The organism is Coriobacteriaceae bacterium, assembly GCA_025993015.1.
Taxonomy (GTDB): Bacteria; Actinomycetota; Coriobacteriia; order Coriobacteriales; family Coriobacteriaceae; genus Collinsella.
The window spans coordinates 188,449-205,253 of record DAJPFV010000001.1; the positions used below are offsets into that span (position 1 = coordinate 188,449).

The 16,805-nt window shown below is 59.8% G+C and carries 13 protein-coding genes; all 13 read right to left on the reverse strand.

What is annotated here, in order from left to right:
* Nucleotides 1-7 precede the first annotated feature (7 nt).
* Entirely contained in the window at nt 8-1,027 is a 1,020-nt protein-coding gene (gene mraY / locus OIL77_00845) for a phospho-N-acetylmuramoyl-pentapeptide-transferase (protein HJI43973.1), read from the reverse strand.
* A 3-nt stretch (nt 1,028-1,030) separates the two neighbouring features.
* The gene (locus OIL77_00850; GenBank protein HJI43974.1) at nt 1,031-2,455 is read right to left on the reverse strand and encodes a UDP-N-acetylmuramoyl-tripeptide--D-alanyl-D-alanine ligase; all 1,425 of its coding nucleotides are present in this window, start codon (nt 2,453-2,455) and stop codon (nt 1,031-1,033) included.
* 127 nt (nt 2,456-2,582) lie between these two features.
* On the reverse strand, nt 2,583-4,205 hold the full coding sequence (locus OIL77_00855; protein HJI43975.1) for a penicillin-binding protein 2: 1,623 nt from the start codon (nt 4,203-4,205) through the stop codon (nt 2,583-2,585).
* 260 nt (nt 4,206-4,465) lie between these two features.
* The gene (locus OIL77_00860) at nt 4,466-4,936 is read right to left on the reverse strand and encodes a hypothetical protein (GenBank protein HJI43976.1); all 471 of its coding nucleotides are present in this window, start codon (nt 4,934-4,936) and stop codon (nt 4,466-4,468) included.
* Nucleotides 4,937-5,026: 90 nt separating this feature from the next.
* On the reverse strand, nt 5,027-5,992 hold the full coding sequence (gene rsmH, locus OIL77_00865) for a 16S rRNA (cytosine(1402)-N(4))-methyltransferase RsmH (GenBank protein HJI43977.1): 966 nt from the start codon (nt 5,990-5,992) through the stop codon (nt 5,027-5,029).
* A gap of 20 nt (nt 5,993-6,012) precedes the next feature.
* Complete coding sequence (locus OIL77_00870) at nt 6,013-6,447, reverse strand: division/cell wall cluster transcriptional repressor MraZ (protein ID HJI43978.1); 435 nt, start codon at nt 6,445-6,447, stop codon at nt 6,013-6,015.
* Nucleotides 6,448-6,909: 462 nt separating this feature from the next.
* Entirely contained in the window at nt 6,910-7,851 is a 942-nt protein-coding gene (gene xerD, locus OIL77_00875) for a site-specific tyrosine recombinase XerD (protein HJI43979.1), read from the reverse strand.
* 2 nt (nt 7,852-7,853) lie between these two features.
* Nucleotides 7,854-9,515: a CTP synthase gene (locus OIL77_00880; protein HJI43980.1), complete on the reverse strand. Its 1,662-nt coding sequence runs from the start codon at nt 9,513-9,515 to the stop codon at nt 7,854-7,856.
* Between the two features lie 178 nt (nt 9,516-9,693).
* Nucleotides 9,694-10,032 (reverse strand): hypothetical protein, encoded by a 339-nt coding sequence (locus tag OIL77_00885; protein ID HJI43981.1) that lies wholly within the window; start codon nt 10,030-10,032, stop codon nt 9,694-9,696.
* 256 nt (nt 10,033-10,288) lie between these two features.
* On the reverse strand, nt 10,289-11,770 hold the full coding sequence (locus OIL77_00890) for a DUF1846 domain-containing protein (GenBank protein ID HJI43982.1): 1,482 nt from the start codon (nt 11,768-11,770) through the stop codon (nt 10,289-10,291).
* Between the two features lie 604 nt (nt 11,771-12,374).
* Nucleotides 12,375-13,853, reverse strand: coding sequence for a YfcC family protein (locus OIL77_00895; GenBank protein HJI43983.1), 1,479 nt, complete (start codon nt 13,851-13,853; stop codon nt 12,375-12,377).
* A gap of 147 nt (nt 13,854-14,000) precedes the next feature.
* Entirely contained in the window at nt 14,001-14,996 is a 996-nt protein-coding gene (argF, locus tag OIL77_00900; GenBank protein ID HJI43984.1) for an ornithine carbamoyltransferase, read from the reverse strand.
* A gap of 105 nt (nt 14,997-15,101) precedes the next feature.
* Nucleotides 15,102-16,343, reverse strand: a complete 1,242-nt coding sequence (gene arcA, locus OIL77_00905; protein HJI43985.1) for an arginine deiminase — start codon at nt 16,341-16,343, stop codon at nt 15,102-15,104.
* Between the last annotated feature and the right edge of the window lie 462 nt (nt 16,344-16,805).

Consider the following 16,805-nt stretch of genomic DNA (forward strand, 5'->3'; position numbering starts at 1 on the left):
AAGACCACTATCCCAACTGGAAGAACAGAGCAAGGCCAACGGCACCAAAGGCCGCAGCGATAATCCAAAAACGGATGACGACCTTGGTCTCGGCCCAGCCCTTCTTTTCGAAATGATGATGGATGGGCGCCATAAGGAAGACGCGCTTGTGCGTAAAGTGGAAATAGACAACCTGAATCATGACCGACAGGGTCTCAACGATAAACAGGCCGCCGATGATGAGGGAAACGACTTCGGTGTTGGTCATGATGGACGTGCAGGCAAACGCGGCGCCCAGGGCAAGCGAGCCGGTATCGCCCATAAAGATGCTCGCCGGATAGCAGTTGAACCACAGAAAGCCCAAGCAGGCACCGGCACATGCGGTGCAGAAGATGGACAGGTTCACGTCTCCGTGCAAAAACGCCATGGCAGCCATGGCGAGCATGGCAATCATGGAGGTGCCACCAGCAAGACCGTCAAGGCCATCGGTCAGGTTCACGGCATTAGAAAGACCGGCGATCATCAGCCAGCAAAAGACAATGTAGAGCCACGGGAACGAAAGGCCGCAGATGGTGGTCGAAAGAACACCGAGGTCAATCGTCAGGCCGCCGGGAAAACGAATCTCGGGGGCGACGCCGCACCAGTTGACGGCAAGTACCGTAAAGGTGACACAGATAATGGTTAGGCCGATCATCTTGGCATGAGGCGTCAGACCGAGCGAGCGCCCATGCGTAACGGAAGTCAGGTCGTCGATCAGGCCCAGCACGCCGGTCGCCAGCGTGGCGAGCAGCACGAGCACGAGCTCGGTGGTGAGCTTGCCCATCAGCAGGCAGGTCAGCGAGATCGCGACGAGAATGACAACACCACCCATGGTGGGCGTTCCCTGCTTAACCAAATGACGCTTGGGGCCGTCGGCACGAACCTGCTGGCCGATACCCTCGACCTTGAGCAGCTTGATCCACCACGGCATGAGCAGCAGCGCAATGGCAGCGGCGATGCCAAGCCCCAAAAAAGCCTGATACGTTGGATACGAGGGATTGCCGAACATGGGCTAGCACACACCTTCCACAAAGCGGTCGAGCTCAACAAAGCGGGAACCCTTGACCAGTACAACATCATGTTTTTCAAGCGCGCCGCCCATGCGGTCGAGCACCTGCTGATAATCGGAGAACACCTGGATGCGGTCCTCGTCCATGCCCATCATGCGCGCGGCATCGGCCATAAGCTGGGCCAGCTCACCACCCACGCACGCCAGCATGTCGAGCTTCTTGGCGGCGGCATAGGCGCCCACGAGCTCATGCATGCGAGGAGCCTCATCGCCCATCTCGCCCATCTCGCCCAGGATCGCCATACGAGACCCCGTGCACGAAAGCGAGCACAGTAGATCGAGACCAGCAGCCATGGATTCGGCACTGGCGTTATAGGAATCGTCGATGACGCGGGCACCGCTCTTGGCGCGCTTGATCTCCTGGCGGTGACCGGTGATCGTGAGGCCTCTAAAGGCAGCATCGATCTGCTCGGGCGTCACGCCCAGGCGATAGGCAACCGCGGCGGCCTTAACGGCATTAGGAACGGACTGCACGCCGGGGATGGCAAGCATGGTATCGATCGTCTCACCCTGGCCAAAATCGAGCGTAAAGACCGGACGGCCCTCGTCATCAACACGAATGTCGCGGGCACGGACCTCATCATCGTCCGAGACGCCGGCCAGCATCACGTCGATACCAGCAGGCTGGGCGAACGTATCGCGAATGAACGGCGTAAAGTCGTCCTCGCCGCCCAAAACCAGCAGCGGCAAGAAGTCGCCAGCGGCGCACATACCCTGGACAATCTCGGCCTTAGCGCGGGCGATGTTCTCGCGGCTACCCAAAATGCCGATATGAGAGGTACCAATCTTGCTCACGACGGCAAGGTTGGGATTGGCGGACTGGGACAGGCGCTCGATCTCGTGGAAATGGTTCATGCCCATCTCGAGCACCAGGACCTCGGTATCGGCCGGAGCGGAAAGCACCGTGAGCGGCATGCCGATCAGGTTATTGAAATTGCCCTTGGTGGCCCAGACACGATAGCGCTTGGCGAGCACGGCGGCGAGCACGTCCTTGGTCGTCGTCTTGCCGATGGAACCGGTAATACCAACGACCAGGCAGCCGAGCTCCAGACGGTACGTGTGCGCCAAACGCAGCAGAAAGTCCTCGGGATCATCGGTCAGCAGGATGGCACAGCCCTTGTCCTGCGCCAGCGAGACCAGCTCAGCCTCGGGCTCACGCGTCATTACGACGGCGCCGGCACCCGACTGGACGGCACGGGAAGCAAAATCATTGCCGTCGACGTTTTCACCGGGAAAGGCGACGAAAATCGTCCCTTCCTCGACCTGGCGCGAGTCGATAACGCACCCGCGGCATACCCGATCGGCTTCTCCCGTCACGGTTCGGGCCCCTGTTGCGGCCGCGAGGTTGTTGACGGCGATCTCTATCATTGCAGCTCCCCTGTAAACCTAATAATGCTATCGGCGTATTGTATCCCAGCGCCGCGCATGCGTGGTGCAGGGCATGTGAACACCCCTCATATGGGACAACAAACCACGCCCCAAAGATTGTAACCCCCTACTTCGTGTGCGGGATACCCAGCACGTCGAGCGCGTTGGCCATAATGGACTGGAACGGCACCGCAGCGGCATCTGAGCCGCTCGGCGTTCCGTCGAGCGTGATATAGCACAGCACCTTGGGCGATTGTGCCGGTGCAAAGCCCATAAAGGACGACATGTAGTTCTCCTTGAGGTAGCCGCCGTTCTCGTCGGCACGTTCGGCCGTACCGGTCTTACCCGCCACGTCATAGCCGTCAACCGCGCCGCCAACGCCCGTTCCCTCGGACACGACCGTCTGCATGCACGATGTCACCTGGGATGCGGCGTCCTCAGAAATCGCGCGTTCGCCTTCGCCCCAGTCCTTCTCGTCGCCTTTGCTGGACTTATAGAAGTGCGGGGTCATCATCACGCCGCCGTTGGCGATGCCGCCCACGGCACGTGCGATCTCAATCGGCGAGACGGACAGCGCCTGTCCAAAGCTCATCGAACCCAGCGTGGCGCCGTCATACTGGTCACGCTCCTTGACGATGCCCAGGCTCTCGCCCGGAAAATCGACACCGGAGCTGTGACCTATGCCCCACTTGTCCACATAGGCGGCAAAGTCATCCGCACCGATCTTGCGCCCCACCAGGACAAAGCCCACGTTGGACGAACGGCGCATCATCTCGCGCACATCCATGGTCATGGCATAGTCGCGCTTGTCGGCATCGGTGACGGTATCGTCACCCACCTTGATGCTCGCCGGCACCTCAAACGACGTACTCGATCGCACGACGCCCAAGTCGAAGCCGGCGCCCGCCACGAGCGTCTTAAAGACCGAGCCGGGCTCGTAGGCGTCGGTGACCAGGCGCAAGTTCATATCCTCGGTCTTGGCGTTTTCCAGATCGGTCTGGTCGTAGGTCGGGTACGAGCAGGCGGCGAGAATTTCACCAGTCGTGGGGTCGGTGACCAAAGCCGAGCCGTTCTTGGCCTTTGTCTTCTCGACAGCCTCCGCCAAAGCATCCTCAGCCGCTCGCTGCATATTGACGTCGAGCGTCGTCACGATGTCAACGCCGTCGACCGCAGCCACCTTTTTATAGGCACCGCCCGCGATATAGCTGCCGTCCCTCGCGCGCTCGCGCACGAGGGTACCATTCGTGCCGGTCAGAAGCTTGTTGTATTGCTTTTCGAGACCCGTCAAGCCGTCGTTGTCTACATTCACTACACCCAGCACCTGCGATGCCAGATTGCCGTATGGATATACGCGCTTCATGGCCTGCTCAAAAAGCACGCCGGGCAGGTTCTTCTTCTCCAGCGCCGCAGCATCGTCTTCGTCCACCTGGCGCTTGATATACACCCAGGTGCCATCGGACTCGACGAGCTTGCGGCAGGTCTTTTTATCGATTCCAGTTGCCTTGACCAGCGCCGACACCGTCTTGTCAACATCCTCGACAAGCTGCGGGTTCACGGCGATGTTGCGACATTCGACCGACGACGCCAGCACGTTACCGTTGCGGTCGTAGATGGTGCCGCGCTTGGCATAGAGGGTCTGTGCAAGCAGGCGGCGCGCATCGGCACGCTCGCGCAGTTTATCGGCTTCGACAATTTGATAGTCGGCAAGGCGAAAGACGCCCAAGCTCAAACCAAGCCCGATGAAGCCCATGATGGCTTTGCGGCGAGGCAGAGGCGTGCCTGTGAGCCATTCGGTCGACGAACTCTTGCGCGACCTGGTGTTATGCATTTGAGGGCCGTCCGAGCCGCGAAGTCGCGACGCCGGGTCGTTGCCACGGGACTGCCCGGCGTTGTAAGATTGCCGACCCGTTCCTTGATAACCAGAACGTCCCCGCGACGAGGGACGTCCAGAACCGCGGCCCCCATCGGAACCGCGGCGATAGTCATTTGTCATACTCAGCTACCGTCTTGCTACTGAGCGGTCGCGGTCGCGTTGGCGCCCGCGGCTGCATCCTGCGAAAAGTCAAGTGTAACGCTCTCGCTGGGCTCCACCATGCCATAAGCGCCCGCAAGGTCGCGAATGCGCGTGTCGGCGCCATAGACCGAATGCATGACCTCCAGGTCGGAGCTCTCATCGGTCGCCTTTTCGAGCGTGCTGGTAAGCTCGGCGTTGCTGTTGAGCACCTGGGCCGTAACGCCGGCGAGCGCCACGCGGGCGACGCCGATCGTCATGAAGATAGCCGCAATGATGCAAAACGTTTTAAGAACGCTCATGAAAACCGGGCTTACCGCCTGGTTTGCCTGACGGCCCGCGCCCGTGTAGACATCAAAGCGCGGCGCGCGCTGCTCACGGGGAGCAACGGGGGCCTGCGGCGTCTCACGATAGGCGGGCATGGCGTTCATATCATAGGCGAGTGCTGCGCTTGAAGTGTTGTAGCCCATGATATGCCGCCTCCCATCCCGAGTACGTTGGTAGTGTGTTTAAGCTTCGTTTATGGTGCGAGCGGGAGGTCCAATATCGCGCGGTCGCGCCTACAGACGCTGCGCCACGCGGATTTTGGCTGATCTCGCCCGAGGGTTGCGCTCAACCTCATCAGGCTGGGCAACCAAGGGTTTGCGGGTGATGACCTTGAGTATCGGCACGTTGCCGCACACGCACACCGGAATCTCCGGCGGACACGTGCACCCCTGGCTCATCTCCTTAAAGTGGTTCTTTACGATACGGTCCTCGAGCGAGTGATACGAGATGACGCAGATACATCCGCCCGGGTTGAGCCACCTGGTGGCGGCATCAAGCCCTCGTTCGAGCACATCGAGCTCGTGATTGACCTCGATGCGAATGGCCTGGAAACTTTTCTTGGCCGGGTGTCCGCCATGCCGACGAGCGGCAGCCGGGATACCCGCCTTGATGATCTCGACAAATTGGCCGGTGGTTTCGATCGGTTCTTGCTCGCGGCGGCGCACGATCTCGCGCGCAATCTGCGAGGCGAACTTCTCTTCTCCGTAGACGCGTAGAATCCGGGCGAGGTCGTGTTCGTTATAGGTGTTGATGACCTCAGCTGCGTTTAAGGTGTTATTACCCGGATCCATCCGCATGTCCAATGGGGCGTCCTCGTTATACGAAAAGCCCCTGCCAGGGATATCGAGTTGCGGTGACGAAACGCCCAAATCGAACAGGAAGCCATCGACCCCGGGCACCTCGGCCGAGCAAAGCAGCTCGTCCAAGTCGCCGAAGTTGCCCTTCAGCAGCTGGTGCGGAACGCCGGGAACCTCGCGGTCCAGACGGGCACCAGCGGCCTCGAGGGCCATGTCGTCCTGATCGACGCCGAGCAAAAGGCCCGTCTCCCCCACCTGCGCGGCCATCTTTACCGAATGGCCGGCACCGCCAAGGGTGCAATCGCAGACAACGGAGCCGCTCTTTAGCCGCAGCGACTCAAGCACTTCGCCGAGCATGACAGGTTCATGCCGATATTCTTGTGTCAAGATCCCACGCTCCATCCGTTACCCGTGCCTTGCCCTTACGAGAAGAAGAGGTCCAGCAGGGCCTCATCGTCATCGTCCTCATCGGCCGCGGCGCGATCCCAAACCTCAAGGTGGTCGTAGTTGCCCACAACCGTGACCTCGCGGTCGAGGTTCGCCTGCTTGCGGAGAGACTCGGAAAGACCGATACGACCGGCGCTGTCCACGTCCATCGACGTGGTGCGCTTGTTGATCGCCCTCATGAGCTTCTGGTCGTTGATGTCACGCGGGTTAAAACCCTCGTGGCCCTCACGACCCGCGAAGAGTCCTTCGACCCACTTATCGAAGGCCTCGGCAGAGAACACGTACAGAGCATCGACATCCAGGGCTTTGAACACGCGAACGTGCTCTCCAAGCTCCTCGCGAAGGGGTGCAGGCAGGGATAGACGACCTTTTGCATCGAGATTGCGCTCGTATGCACCCGTCATTCCCATGTGCGCCCTCCCCTCGGTTACTCAGATGGCACGTACGCGGGGAACCACCCCGCCTGTCGACGTCATCAATAATATGGGGAACCGCCCCATTTTTCAACACCTTTCCCCACCCCTTCCCCCACCCCGCCCCACCACTCCACCCTCAATATGTTGTAAAACACCCCCGAGCATATGTTCGAAAACACAATATGTTGTGTTTGCAGCAAAGGCGTGATGCCACCTGTAGAACCACGCCCGCGAACCTCAACCTTCAAGTTGACCTTGAGGCGATTTTTACGTCCCTTTACACGCCGTTCACATCGCCCCCAAACTCCCCCACCCACGACACACACGGCCCACCACCGCGTCGGTGTCTGGCGAAAAATGGGACGGGCCCCAGATTGCCCATGCGCGCAAAAGTGCGTCTCGGCAATCTGGGGCCCGTCCCCTTTAATATTTATAAATATGCAGGTCAGCGAGGTGCTAGCGATGTGCCAGCGGGTGCGCCGCCAGATAGACCTCGGTCAGTTGCGTACGATCGACATGCGTGTAGATCTGCGTGGTCGATATATCGGCATGCCCCAAGATCTCCTGTAGCACACGGAGGTCTGCGCCGCCCGCAAGCATATGGGTGGCAAAGGAGTGACGCAGCGTATGGGGATGGAGCCCCACCAGTCCCACCTGGCGCCCGTAGCGCTCACAGATGGCATGGATGCCCTGGCGCGACAGACGGCGGCCGTTCTTATTTAAAAAGACCGCCGAGGTCTCGGTTCCGCGGGCATGGACCGCCAAGCGAGAACGCCCCTCAGTTACATAGAGCGTCAGAGCTCGCGCCGCGCTTCCCACCAGCGGTGACAGGCGTTCCTTTGAGCCCTTACCGCGAACGAGCACAAAGCCATCGTCGATATGGATATCGCCCACATCGAGCCCCACCAACTCGCTCACACGTAAGCCGCATCCGTAGAGCACTTCCAAGATGGCATGGTCGCGCAAGCCCATCTCGCCCTCGGGGAAGTCTTGATCGAGCAGCGCCGAGACATCCTCCACCGATAGATACTCCGGCAAACGCTCAGCCTTTTTAGGCAGGCGCAACGCCGCCGTTGGATTTTGGGCCACAGCCCCATCGCGCACCAAAAAGGCATGCAGGCCCTTCACGGCCGCAAGCGCACGCTCCACCGAGGCATCGGAATAGCCCCCATCGCGACGGTCGGCGACAAAGCCCTCCACGACCTGACGGGTCACCTCTTCAAAAGACACAATACCCGCCCGCTCCAGATAGGCGCAGTACGTCGTCAGGTCACGACGGTAGGCCGCAATCGTGTTGCGCGCCAAACCCCGCTCGACCGCGAGGTAATCGAGATACTCCCCCGCCGCCACGGCGAGCGACGAGGGAGTAGCTTCGGTATGTTCCTTATTCGCCGGCACCCTTAGTCCGTAGCGAGGTTCATGGGCGTCACCTGCAGACGGTCGACACCCTCGTGCTGGCCGATCGAAGCGCGCACGAACTCGCGGAACAGCGGCTGCGGGTTGGTCGGGCGGCTCTTGAACTCGGGATGAGCCTGGGTTGCCACATACCACGGATGCACGTCGCGCGGCAGCTCGACCATCTCGACCAGGCGCTCGTCGGGCGACAGACCCGAGATAACCAAGCCGGCGTCCTCGAGCTGGTCACGGAAGGCGTTGTTGAACTCAAAGCGATGACGGTGACGCTCGTAGACGAGCTCCTCGCCATATGCCTCGCGAGCAAGGGTATCGGCGGCGAGCTTGCACGGATAGGCGCCCAGGCGCATGGTGCCGCCCTTCTCGGTCACGTCCTCCTGCGAGCTCATCAGATCGATGACGCTAAACGGGCCGTCCGGATCGAACTCGGAGGAGCTGGCGCCGGCAAGGCCGACGACGTTGCGGGCGAACTCGCACACGGCCACCTGCATACCCAGGCAAATGCCCAGATACGGAATCTTGTGCTCACGGGCAAACTCGGCCGCGAGGATCTTGCCCTCCAGGGCGCGCTTGCCAAAGCCGCCGGGGACCAGGATGCCCGAGGCGTCGCCCAAAACCTCGGAGACATTCTGCTCGTCGAGGCTCTCGCCGTCGACCAGCTGGACGTCCACATGGCGATCGTAGAAGACGCCCGCATGGTGCAGGGCCTCGATAACCGACAGGTACGCATCGGGCAGCTGCGTGTACTTGCCCACGACGGCGATCTTCACCTTGTCGGCGTGATGGTTGGCGTGATTCTGTTTGCGCAGGAACTCATTCCACTCGCTCATGTCGCGCTCACGCGGGTCCAGACCCAAGCGCTCGCAAATGCGCAGGTCAAAGTCCTGCTCGGCAAGCAGCTGCGGAACATCGTAAATGCTCGCGCAGTCCTCGTTGGTAAAGACACAATCGGTGTCGACGTCGCAGAAGCTTGCGATCTTTCCGCGGATAGCGTCATCGATATGGTGGTCGGAGCGCAGCACGATGATATCGGGCTGGATGCCAAAGCTGCGGAGCTCCTTGACGGAATGCTGCGTGGGCTTGGTCTTGACCTCGTGGGCGGCGGCGATATAGGGAACGAGCGACACGTGGATGTAGCAGACGTTCTCGGGGCCGGCCTCCTTGCGGTACTGACGGATGGCCTCGACAAACGGTTGGGACTCGATGTCGCCGATCGTGCCGCCCAGCTCGGTGATGACTACATCGGAGCCGGTCTGCTCCTCGATGCGGCGGAACTTGTCCTTAATGGCATTGGTGACGTGAGGAATCACCTGCACGGTACCGCCCAAAAAGTCGCCGCGACGCTCGCGGGCGATCAAGCTCTTATAGATGGCGCCGGTCGTAAAGTTGGAATCGCGGGTCAGGTTCTCATCAATAAAGCGCTCGTAATGACCCAGGTCCAGGTCGGACTCGTAACCATCCTCGGTAACGAAGACCTCACCATGCTGGAAGGGGCTCATGGTACCGGGGTCGACGTTCAGATACGGATCGGCCTTCTGCATCATTACTTTGTAGCCACGCGACTTGAGCAGACGGCCCAGCGAGGCCGCGGTGATACCCTTGCCCAGGGACGAAACCACGCCACCGGTTACGAACACATGCTTGGTCATATTGAGTTACCTGCGCTTCCCGTAGAAGTTGTTTATCCACATCTTACGGGTCTTCATTGTAATACTCGCGCCGCGGACCGTTCGCAATTTTTCTCGCGTGCGATTGCATTTCTCAATCTTGAAACAAAACGCCGCCCGGTTTCCCAGGCGGCGTCGCTATGGCAAGGGTTACATGCTGCTATCGATCAGCAACCTCGTCCTCAAGCATTTCTTGAACGAGCATGCCGGTACGGACGCCCTCAAGATACCACTCGCCACGTTCGGTGAGGCAAATGCCATTTGCAAGCTGACCGCCGTCGTCGCTATAACGCGAGACGACATCAATCATGCCTTCGGAATCCAAGCGATCGATTGCGGCGCGGGCACGATACGGCGAAACCCCCACGCGCTCGGCAAGCGTTTTGCGCGAGAAACCATACGGCCCGCCATTGTCTTCGGTTTGCTGGTCGATCTCCATCAACACCAGCACCTCGACACGCTTCATATCGTTGACACTCGCACGACCCTTGCCCGCCATAGCAGCCTCCTCAAACCGAGCACGAGCATCTAACGCGCCGTGCGCGACCGACACACCTCACGATGGCAGGTAATATCCATCATGCGGCATCCCGCTAAGGATGAAACAGTTACGGTTATTGTATACCGCTCAAATTGTTTCTAGGCAGGTAAACAGCTATTTTTCGCCGAAATAGGCGCTTTATTGATCAAAAAGCCGTACCGGGCGCTAACCCGATACGGCCAAAATGCAATGCAATTACCGCGGTGCTTCAAACTTAGCGATGGAAGAAACCGCGGCGCTCAAACTTGGGCTCGCAGCACACGTTGATACCCAGTTTGCGCAGTACCGTCTCGTCCGTCGGCGAGATAATCACGCTAAAGAAGGCATCGCAACCGCGCAGCTGCTCCAGGCCCGAAAGGACGCGAGCGGCCGTCTCACTCGTGGCCGAGGTGATCGACAGCGCCATAAGCGTCTCGTCGGTGTGGAGGCGCGGGTTTTTGCTGCCCAGGAAATGCGTCTTGAGCTTGCTGATGGGCTCGATCGCTTCATCGCTAATGACCTCGAGCTCAAGGTCGACGCCCGAGACATGCTTAAGTGCATTCATGATGAGCGAGCTCGCAGCGCCCAGGCGCGTGGAAGTCTTGCCGGTCACCACGGAGCCATCGGGCATAACCATGGCACCCACGGGACCACCCGTCAGCTGCTCCCTGGTGAGGGCCGCCGAGCGCGCCGGTGAGTAGTTCTTATCGATGCCGGCTTTCTTCATAATGATCTTGAGACGGTCGACTTGCTCATCGCCCACGCCGGTACGGCGCACATTTTCGACCGCGGTAAAGTAGCGGCGGACGATCTCCATCTTGGAAGCGTCGCGGCAGGCATCGTCATCGGTGATGGCAAAGCCGACCATATTGACGCCCATGTCCGTAGGACTCTGGTAGGGGCTCTTGCCCAGGATCTTTTCCATCAGAGCACGGACCACCGGGAAGGCCTCGACGTCGCGGTTGTAGTTGACCGTGGTCTTGTTATAGGCCTCAAGGTGGAAGGAGTCGATGATATTGGCATCGTCGAGGTCCGCCGTGGCCGCCTCGTAGGCGATGTTGACCGGATGCGTGAGGGGAAGGTTCCAGACCGGGAAGGTCTCGAACTTGGCATAGCCGGCGGCCGTGCCATGCTTGTGCTCGTGATAGAGCTGAGACAGGCAGGTGGCAAGCTTGCCCGAGCCAGGACCGGGGGCAGTGACCACGACGAGCGGTCGGGTGGTCTCGACAAACTCATTCTTGCCGTAGCCATCGTCGGACACGATCAGATCGACATCGTGCGGATACCCCTCGATGGGATAGTGCAGCTTGGCGGGAATACCGAGCGCGTTCAGGCGGTTGCGGAACACATCGGCAGCAGGCTGGCCGGCGTACTGGGTGATGACCACAGCCGCGACAGCAAAGCCGTTGCCGCGGAACAGGTCAACCAGGCGCAGCACATCCTCGTCATAGGTAATGCCGAGGTCACCACGAGCCTTGTTTTTCTCGATGTGGTTTGCGTTGATCGCGATGATAACCTCGACATCGTCGGCGATGCTCTTGAGCATGCGGAACTTGCTGTCCGGTTCAAAACCCGGCAGCACGCGGCTCGCATGATAGTCATCGAACAGCTTACCGCCAAACTCCAAATAGAGCTTGCCACCAAACTGCGAGATGCGCTCCTTAATGTGAGCAGCCTGCAGCTCGATATACTTCGCGTTGTCGAAACCCTGGCGCATATATGGCTCCCGTCCCGTTTCCATTTAATGTTCTAGGCGATTATAACGGAGCCCGCCCTCCCCGATACCCAGACCATCAACAGGCACCAACCAAACACGCCATCGATAAGTTGCGGTGAAATAGTTCCCGTTTAACCCCTCAAGACGGCCAAACAGGAACTATTCCACCGCAACTTCCCCTTTTTGGTTCAAACAAACCTGGCCTTTGTATCAATAATGGAAACGTCGCAGGTTGAGCATAAGCCAGCGAAAGCCCGCCAGAGTAGGCAAAGCGCCCTCTGCACCAACAATGGAAAGCGCCGCAGGCAGAGGACGGACAGCGAGCGCCGTCCAGAACGTACAAGTTGGCATGAAAAAGGCGAGGCATAGACCTTTTGGTCATGCCTTGCCTTTTGAATGACAAATTGTCGTCCTGGGCGGCGCGCAGCGTCGACTGGTTGCGCGGTTCGTAGAACCGCGCAACATAAGTGCGCCCCCTCCCGCGCACGGAACGGGAGGGGGCTAAAGGTAGGAGTCTACCGGTGGGTTGACCCCACCGGACAGACGATGACCAGATGATCCTTTACAGGATCGTCAAGGTTTCCGTGGGGTACCCGTTGGGTACTTAGAGCAACACGCAGGCGACGGTCAGGATGATGGCGCAGACGACGGAGAGCGCGACGATGAGCTTAAGGGCAAACTTGAGCCAGGTCGTCCACTCGATCTTGGCCAGGGCGAGACCGCCCATGATGGCACCGGAGGTCGGGGTGAACAGGTTCACGACACCGATAGCAGCGGAGAAGATCATGACCATGACCTCGGGCGAGAAGCCGAGCTTAACAGCCAGCGGTCCCATGATGGGCATGGAGACGGTAGCCATACCAGAGGTCGAGGGGATCAGGAAGGACAGGCCGAAGTAGACCAGGAAGCTCATGGGAGCGAAGATCACGCCGGACAGGCCAGCCAGGGCATTGGCGGCAGCGTCGAGGACGAAGACGTCGAGGCCGGTGTTAGCCATGAGGACGGAGATACCACGGGCGAGGGCGATGACGAGAACAACGGACATCATGTCGGCAGCGCCGGTGATGAAGGTGTTAACGATCTGCTTCTCGGACAGGCCACCGATGATACCGATCAGGACGGCCATGAGGAAGAACCAGGTGGAAGCCTCGTCGAAGTACCACTGGCCAATGGGCAGGCCGGTGATCAGGGCAGACCAGCCCTGGACGACGGCGTTACCGTCGGCGTCGTAGACAGCGCCAGCGTCGAAGAAGTTGGCGACGCCCTCGTTGAGGTCGGCCAGCGGAATGAAGCCGACGATCATGACGACGAAGGTGAAGGCGAAGGCGATCAGAACACCCTTCTGACGACCGGTGAGCTTGACCTCCTTGTGGACCTCGGAAGCAGCCTTGCCGTGAGCCTCTTCGGCGTCCTTGAGCTCCTGCATCGACAGGATGGTGGAACCCTTGTCAGCCTTGACCTTCTTGGCATAGTTCATCACGAAGACGATGGACATAGCGGTGGTGACAATCCACAGGACGGCACCGAGGCCGATGATGATGGACTGGTTGACCTCAATGCCAACGCCGGTCAGAGCGTCGACGGCAGCACCGACGGCGAACGGGTTAACCGTGGAGCCCAAGCAGCCGCAGCCAGCGCCGAGCAGGACGGTAGCGGCGCCGACCATGGGGTCGAAGCCGGCGGCCATCATGGTAGCGGCGAGCAGGGCGTAGAAGGGAACGGTCTCCTCGCACATACCATAGGTGGTACCACCGAGGGAGAAGATGAGCATAAGGACAGGAACGAGCATGATCTCGTTGCCCTTAAGCTTCTGCACCAGAACGGCGATGCCGTTGTCCAGGGCGCCGGTCTCGGTCATCATACCGAGGAAGCCGCCCAGGATCATAACGAAGAGGCAGACGGGCAGAGCGTCAGCGAAGCCCAGGATCGGGGCGGTGCAGAAATCGCTCAGGCGGGCTGCGGTAACCGCGCCGCCGGACGTGCCGGAGACGATAACGGTAATCACTGCAACAATTGCCAGCAGAGCTAGAAGAATGGTGAACGATGAAGGCATACCGCGCTTTTTCTTAGCGGTCTCAGTCATGGTTCTCATCCCCCCTTCATGAATCATTTAACTTTCTCGCGCGAAGCGGATCTTCCGTGCCGTGCCCACCGCCCGACGCGAGATATTTACCAGACAAAGCCGCTCGGGGTGTGCAGCAATACACCCCGAGCGAGATGCTAGATGCTCTTACTTGAGCGTGGCGTACATGACAGCCTTGATGGTGTGCATGCGGTTCTCGGCCTCGTCGAAGACCTTGGAAGCGGGGCTCTCGAAGACCTCGTCGGTGACCTCCTGCTCGGTGATGCCGAACTGCTCGCACTTCTCGGCGCCAATCGTGGTGTTGGTGTCGTGGAAGCTAGGCAGGCAGTGCAGGAAGATGGCACCCGGGTTGGCCATAGCCATGACCTCGGAGGTAACGCGATACGGGGTGAGCTGAGCGATGCGCTCGGCCCAGACCTCGTCGGGCTCGCCCATGGAGACCCACACGTCGGTGTAGATAACGTCGGCACCGGTGACGCCGTCCTTGACGTCGGTGGTCAGCTTGATGGTGCAGCCATTGGCCTCGGCGATGGGCTTGCAGGCCTCGATGACGTCGTCAGCGGGCATGCACTCCTCGGGGCCGCAGGCCACGAAGTTCATACCGAGCTTGGAGCAGACAACCATGAGGGAGCGAGCAACGTTGTTCTTGCAGTCACCCATGAAGACGAGGGTCTTGCCCTTGATGTCGTAGTTGAAGTTCTCCTGGACGGTCAGGATGTCGGCAAGCATCTGGGTGGGGTGCCACTCGGTGGTCAGGCCGTTCCACACGGGCACGCCGGACTTGGCAGCGAGCTCCTCGACATCGTCCTGGGCAAAGCCACGGAACTCGATGCCGTCATACATGCGGCCGAGAACGCGGGCGGTGTCCTCGATGGACTCCTTCTTGCCCATCTGCGACGAACCGGGATCGAGGTAGGTGACGCCCATGCCCAGATCCATGCCGCCGACCTCGAAGGCGCAGCGGGTACGAGTGGAGGTCTTCTGGAAGAGCAGAACGATGTTCTTGCCCTCGAGATAGCGGTGCGGAACGCCAGCGCGCTTCATGTCCTTGAAGTTCTTGGAAAGCTTGAGCAGGTACTCGATCTCCTCGGTGGTGAGGTCGAGAAGCTTGAGGAAGCTACGGCCGGAGAGGTTAACACCCATGGTTCATTTCCTTTCGAAAAAATGAATTACGTAAGTATTAGTGTTGCCCGTTTGACGGGCGAAACCGGTGCGGTTGTAGGGGGACCGCACCGGAAACGGAAAGACTTAGAGGTCCTCGCGCCAGAAGGGCATGCTCATGCAGCGCGGGCCGCCGCGGCCGCGGGAGAGCTCGGCGGAGGGCACGACGAGAAGGTCCAGGCCCTCCTTGTACAGCACGTCGTTGGTGACGGTGTTGCGGGCGTAGACGCAGATCTTGCCGGGCTCGACGCACAGGGTGTTGGAGCCGTCGTTCCACTGCTCGCGGGAGGCCGCGATCGGGTCGCCGCCGCCGCAGGGGATCAGCTTGACCTGGTCGACGCCGGTGGCGTCCTCCAGGACGTGCTCGAGGGTGTCCTCGATCAGGCGGATGTTCACGTCGCCCGGGTTCTTGCCGGCGGTCAGCTCGTAGACGCGCAGGGTGCCCATGATGGCGGGGTGGATCGTGAACTTATCGACGTCGATCTGGGTGAAGACCGTGTCGAGGTGCATGAAGGCGCGCGAGACCGGGATGTCGAAGGCCAGGATGCGCTCGACCTTGGAGTCGGAGTTCCAGAAGATGTTCTGGGCCATGACGTCGATGGCCGCGGCCTGGGTGCGCTGGGAGATGCCGACGGCGAGGGTCTTCTCGTTGATGTTCAGCACGTCGCCGCCCTCGGTGTGGAACTGGCAGTCGCGGCGGAAGTACAGGGAGACGTCCTTGTAGTCGGGGTGGTACTTGAAGACGTACTTGCCGTACAGGGTCTCGCGGTTGCGGGTGACCGAGTACATGCGGTTGAGGTTGACGCCCTCGCCGACGACCGCGAACGGGTCGCGGGTGAAGTAGAGGTTGGGCATCGGGTCGATGATCAGGTCGGACTCGGACTCGGAGTTGACCAGGGAGTCGAGGGTCGTGGACGCCGTGAGGGGCATGTCGATCTCGGCCTTGGTCATGCCGGCCATGGTCTTCTTGACGAACTCGAGGTTGTCCTCGATGGAGTCCAGCTTCTCGCGGACGATCTGCGGCATGTGCTGGCCGCGGATGCCGGCCTCGGCGATGTACTGGTCGGTGAACTCGGCGCGGGCGCCGGGGACCTGGTCGAACACCTCGGCGACGAGGTTCTCGAGGTAGAGGACCTCCACGCCCTGGTCCCTCAGGATCTGGGCGAAGGTGTCGTGCTCCTGCTGTGCGACCTCCAGGAACGGGACGTCGTCGAACAGGAGTCGCTCGAGCTCGTCGGGCGGCAGGTTGAGGAGCTCGTCGCCGGGACGGTGCAGGCAGACCTTCCTGAGCTTGCCGATCTCGGAAGGCACGTGCAGACCTTTCGTCATGGCCTCCTACCTTTCTTTCGGGCCCCTGTCAGGGCCGATTCGTTAGCGCCCCTCCGTGTGAGGCGTTATTGCTGACGACATATTTATATCCAAAATCAGTCCATACTTCCACCTCGCCCCCGAACGGTTTTATATGGGGGGTGAACGGCATACACATATACTTCACGCATGGCACACTTTGATTTAATAAAGTTTATTTACGTGCTTAAACGCGTTTTCAATCAAGATAGCAAATGGAACTAAACTTTATTAAACCACCCTCAAATTGCATATTTCTAATAAAGCTATGAATAGAATTAGCGATTCATACCACGTCTCAACCATTTTCATTTTTATTCAAAATAAAGTTTGTCCTATTCATTTCTGGTAAGCATATTACCGTTTACCAGACGCTTTGTACCGTTCACCGGAAGCTCAGTATAAGGCCCAGCGAATACCGGCTCGCCTTACGGCCTCATTTGT

Excerpts from the sequence above, each read along its gene's own strand:
- OIL77_00885 (HJI43981.1), bottom strand. The coding sequence starts at position 10,032 with ATGGCGGGCAAGGGTCGTGCGAGTGTCAACGATATGAAGCGTGTCGAG.
- OIL77_00890 (HJI43982.1), bottom strand. The coding sequence starts at position 11,770 with ATGCGCCAGGGTTTCGACAACGCGAAGTATATCGAGCTGCAGGCTGCT.
- OIL77_00860 (HJI43976.1), bottom strand. The coding sequence starts at position 4,936 with ATGGGCTACAACACTTCAAGCGCAGCACTCGCCTATGATATGAACGCC.
- rsmH (HJI43977.1), bottom strand. The coding sequence starts at position 5,992 with ATGGAGCGTGGGATCTTGACACAAGAATATCGGCATGAACCTGTCATG.
- mraY (HJI43973.1), bottom strand. The coding sequence starts at position 1,027 with ATGTTCGGCAATCCCTCGTATCCAACGTATCAGGCTTTTTTGGGGCTT.
- OIL77_00870 (HJI43978.1), bottom strand. The coding sequence starts at position 6,447 with ATGGGAATGACGGGTGCATACGAGCGCAATCTCGATGCAAAAGGTCGT.
- OIL77_00880 (HJI43980.1), bottom strand. The coding sequence starts at position 9,515 with ATGACCAAGCATGTGTTCGTAACCGGTGGCGTGGTTTCGTCCCTGGGC.
- OIL77_00895 (HJI43983.1), bottom strand. The coding sequence starts at position 13,853 with ATGACTGAGACCGCTAAGAAAAAGCGCGGTATGCCTTCATCGTTCACC.
- argF (HJI43984.1), bottom strand. The coding sequence starts at position 14,996 with ATGGGTGTTAACCTCTCCGGCCGTAGCTTCCTCAAGCTTCTCGACCTC.
- arcA (HJI43985.1), bottom strand. The coding sequence starts at position 16,343 with ATGACGAAAGGTCTGCACGTGCCTTCCGAGATCGGCAAGCTCAGGAAG.
- OIL77_00855 (HJI43975.1), bottom strand. The coding sequence starts at position 4,205 with ATGGGCTTCATCGGGCTTGGTTTGAGCTTGGGCGTCTTTCGCCTTGCC.
- OIL77_00850 (HJI43974.1), bottom strand. The coding sequence starts at position 2,455 with ATGATAGAGATCGCCGTCAACAACCTCGCGGCCGCAACAGGGGCCCGA.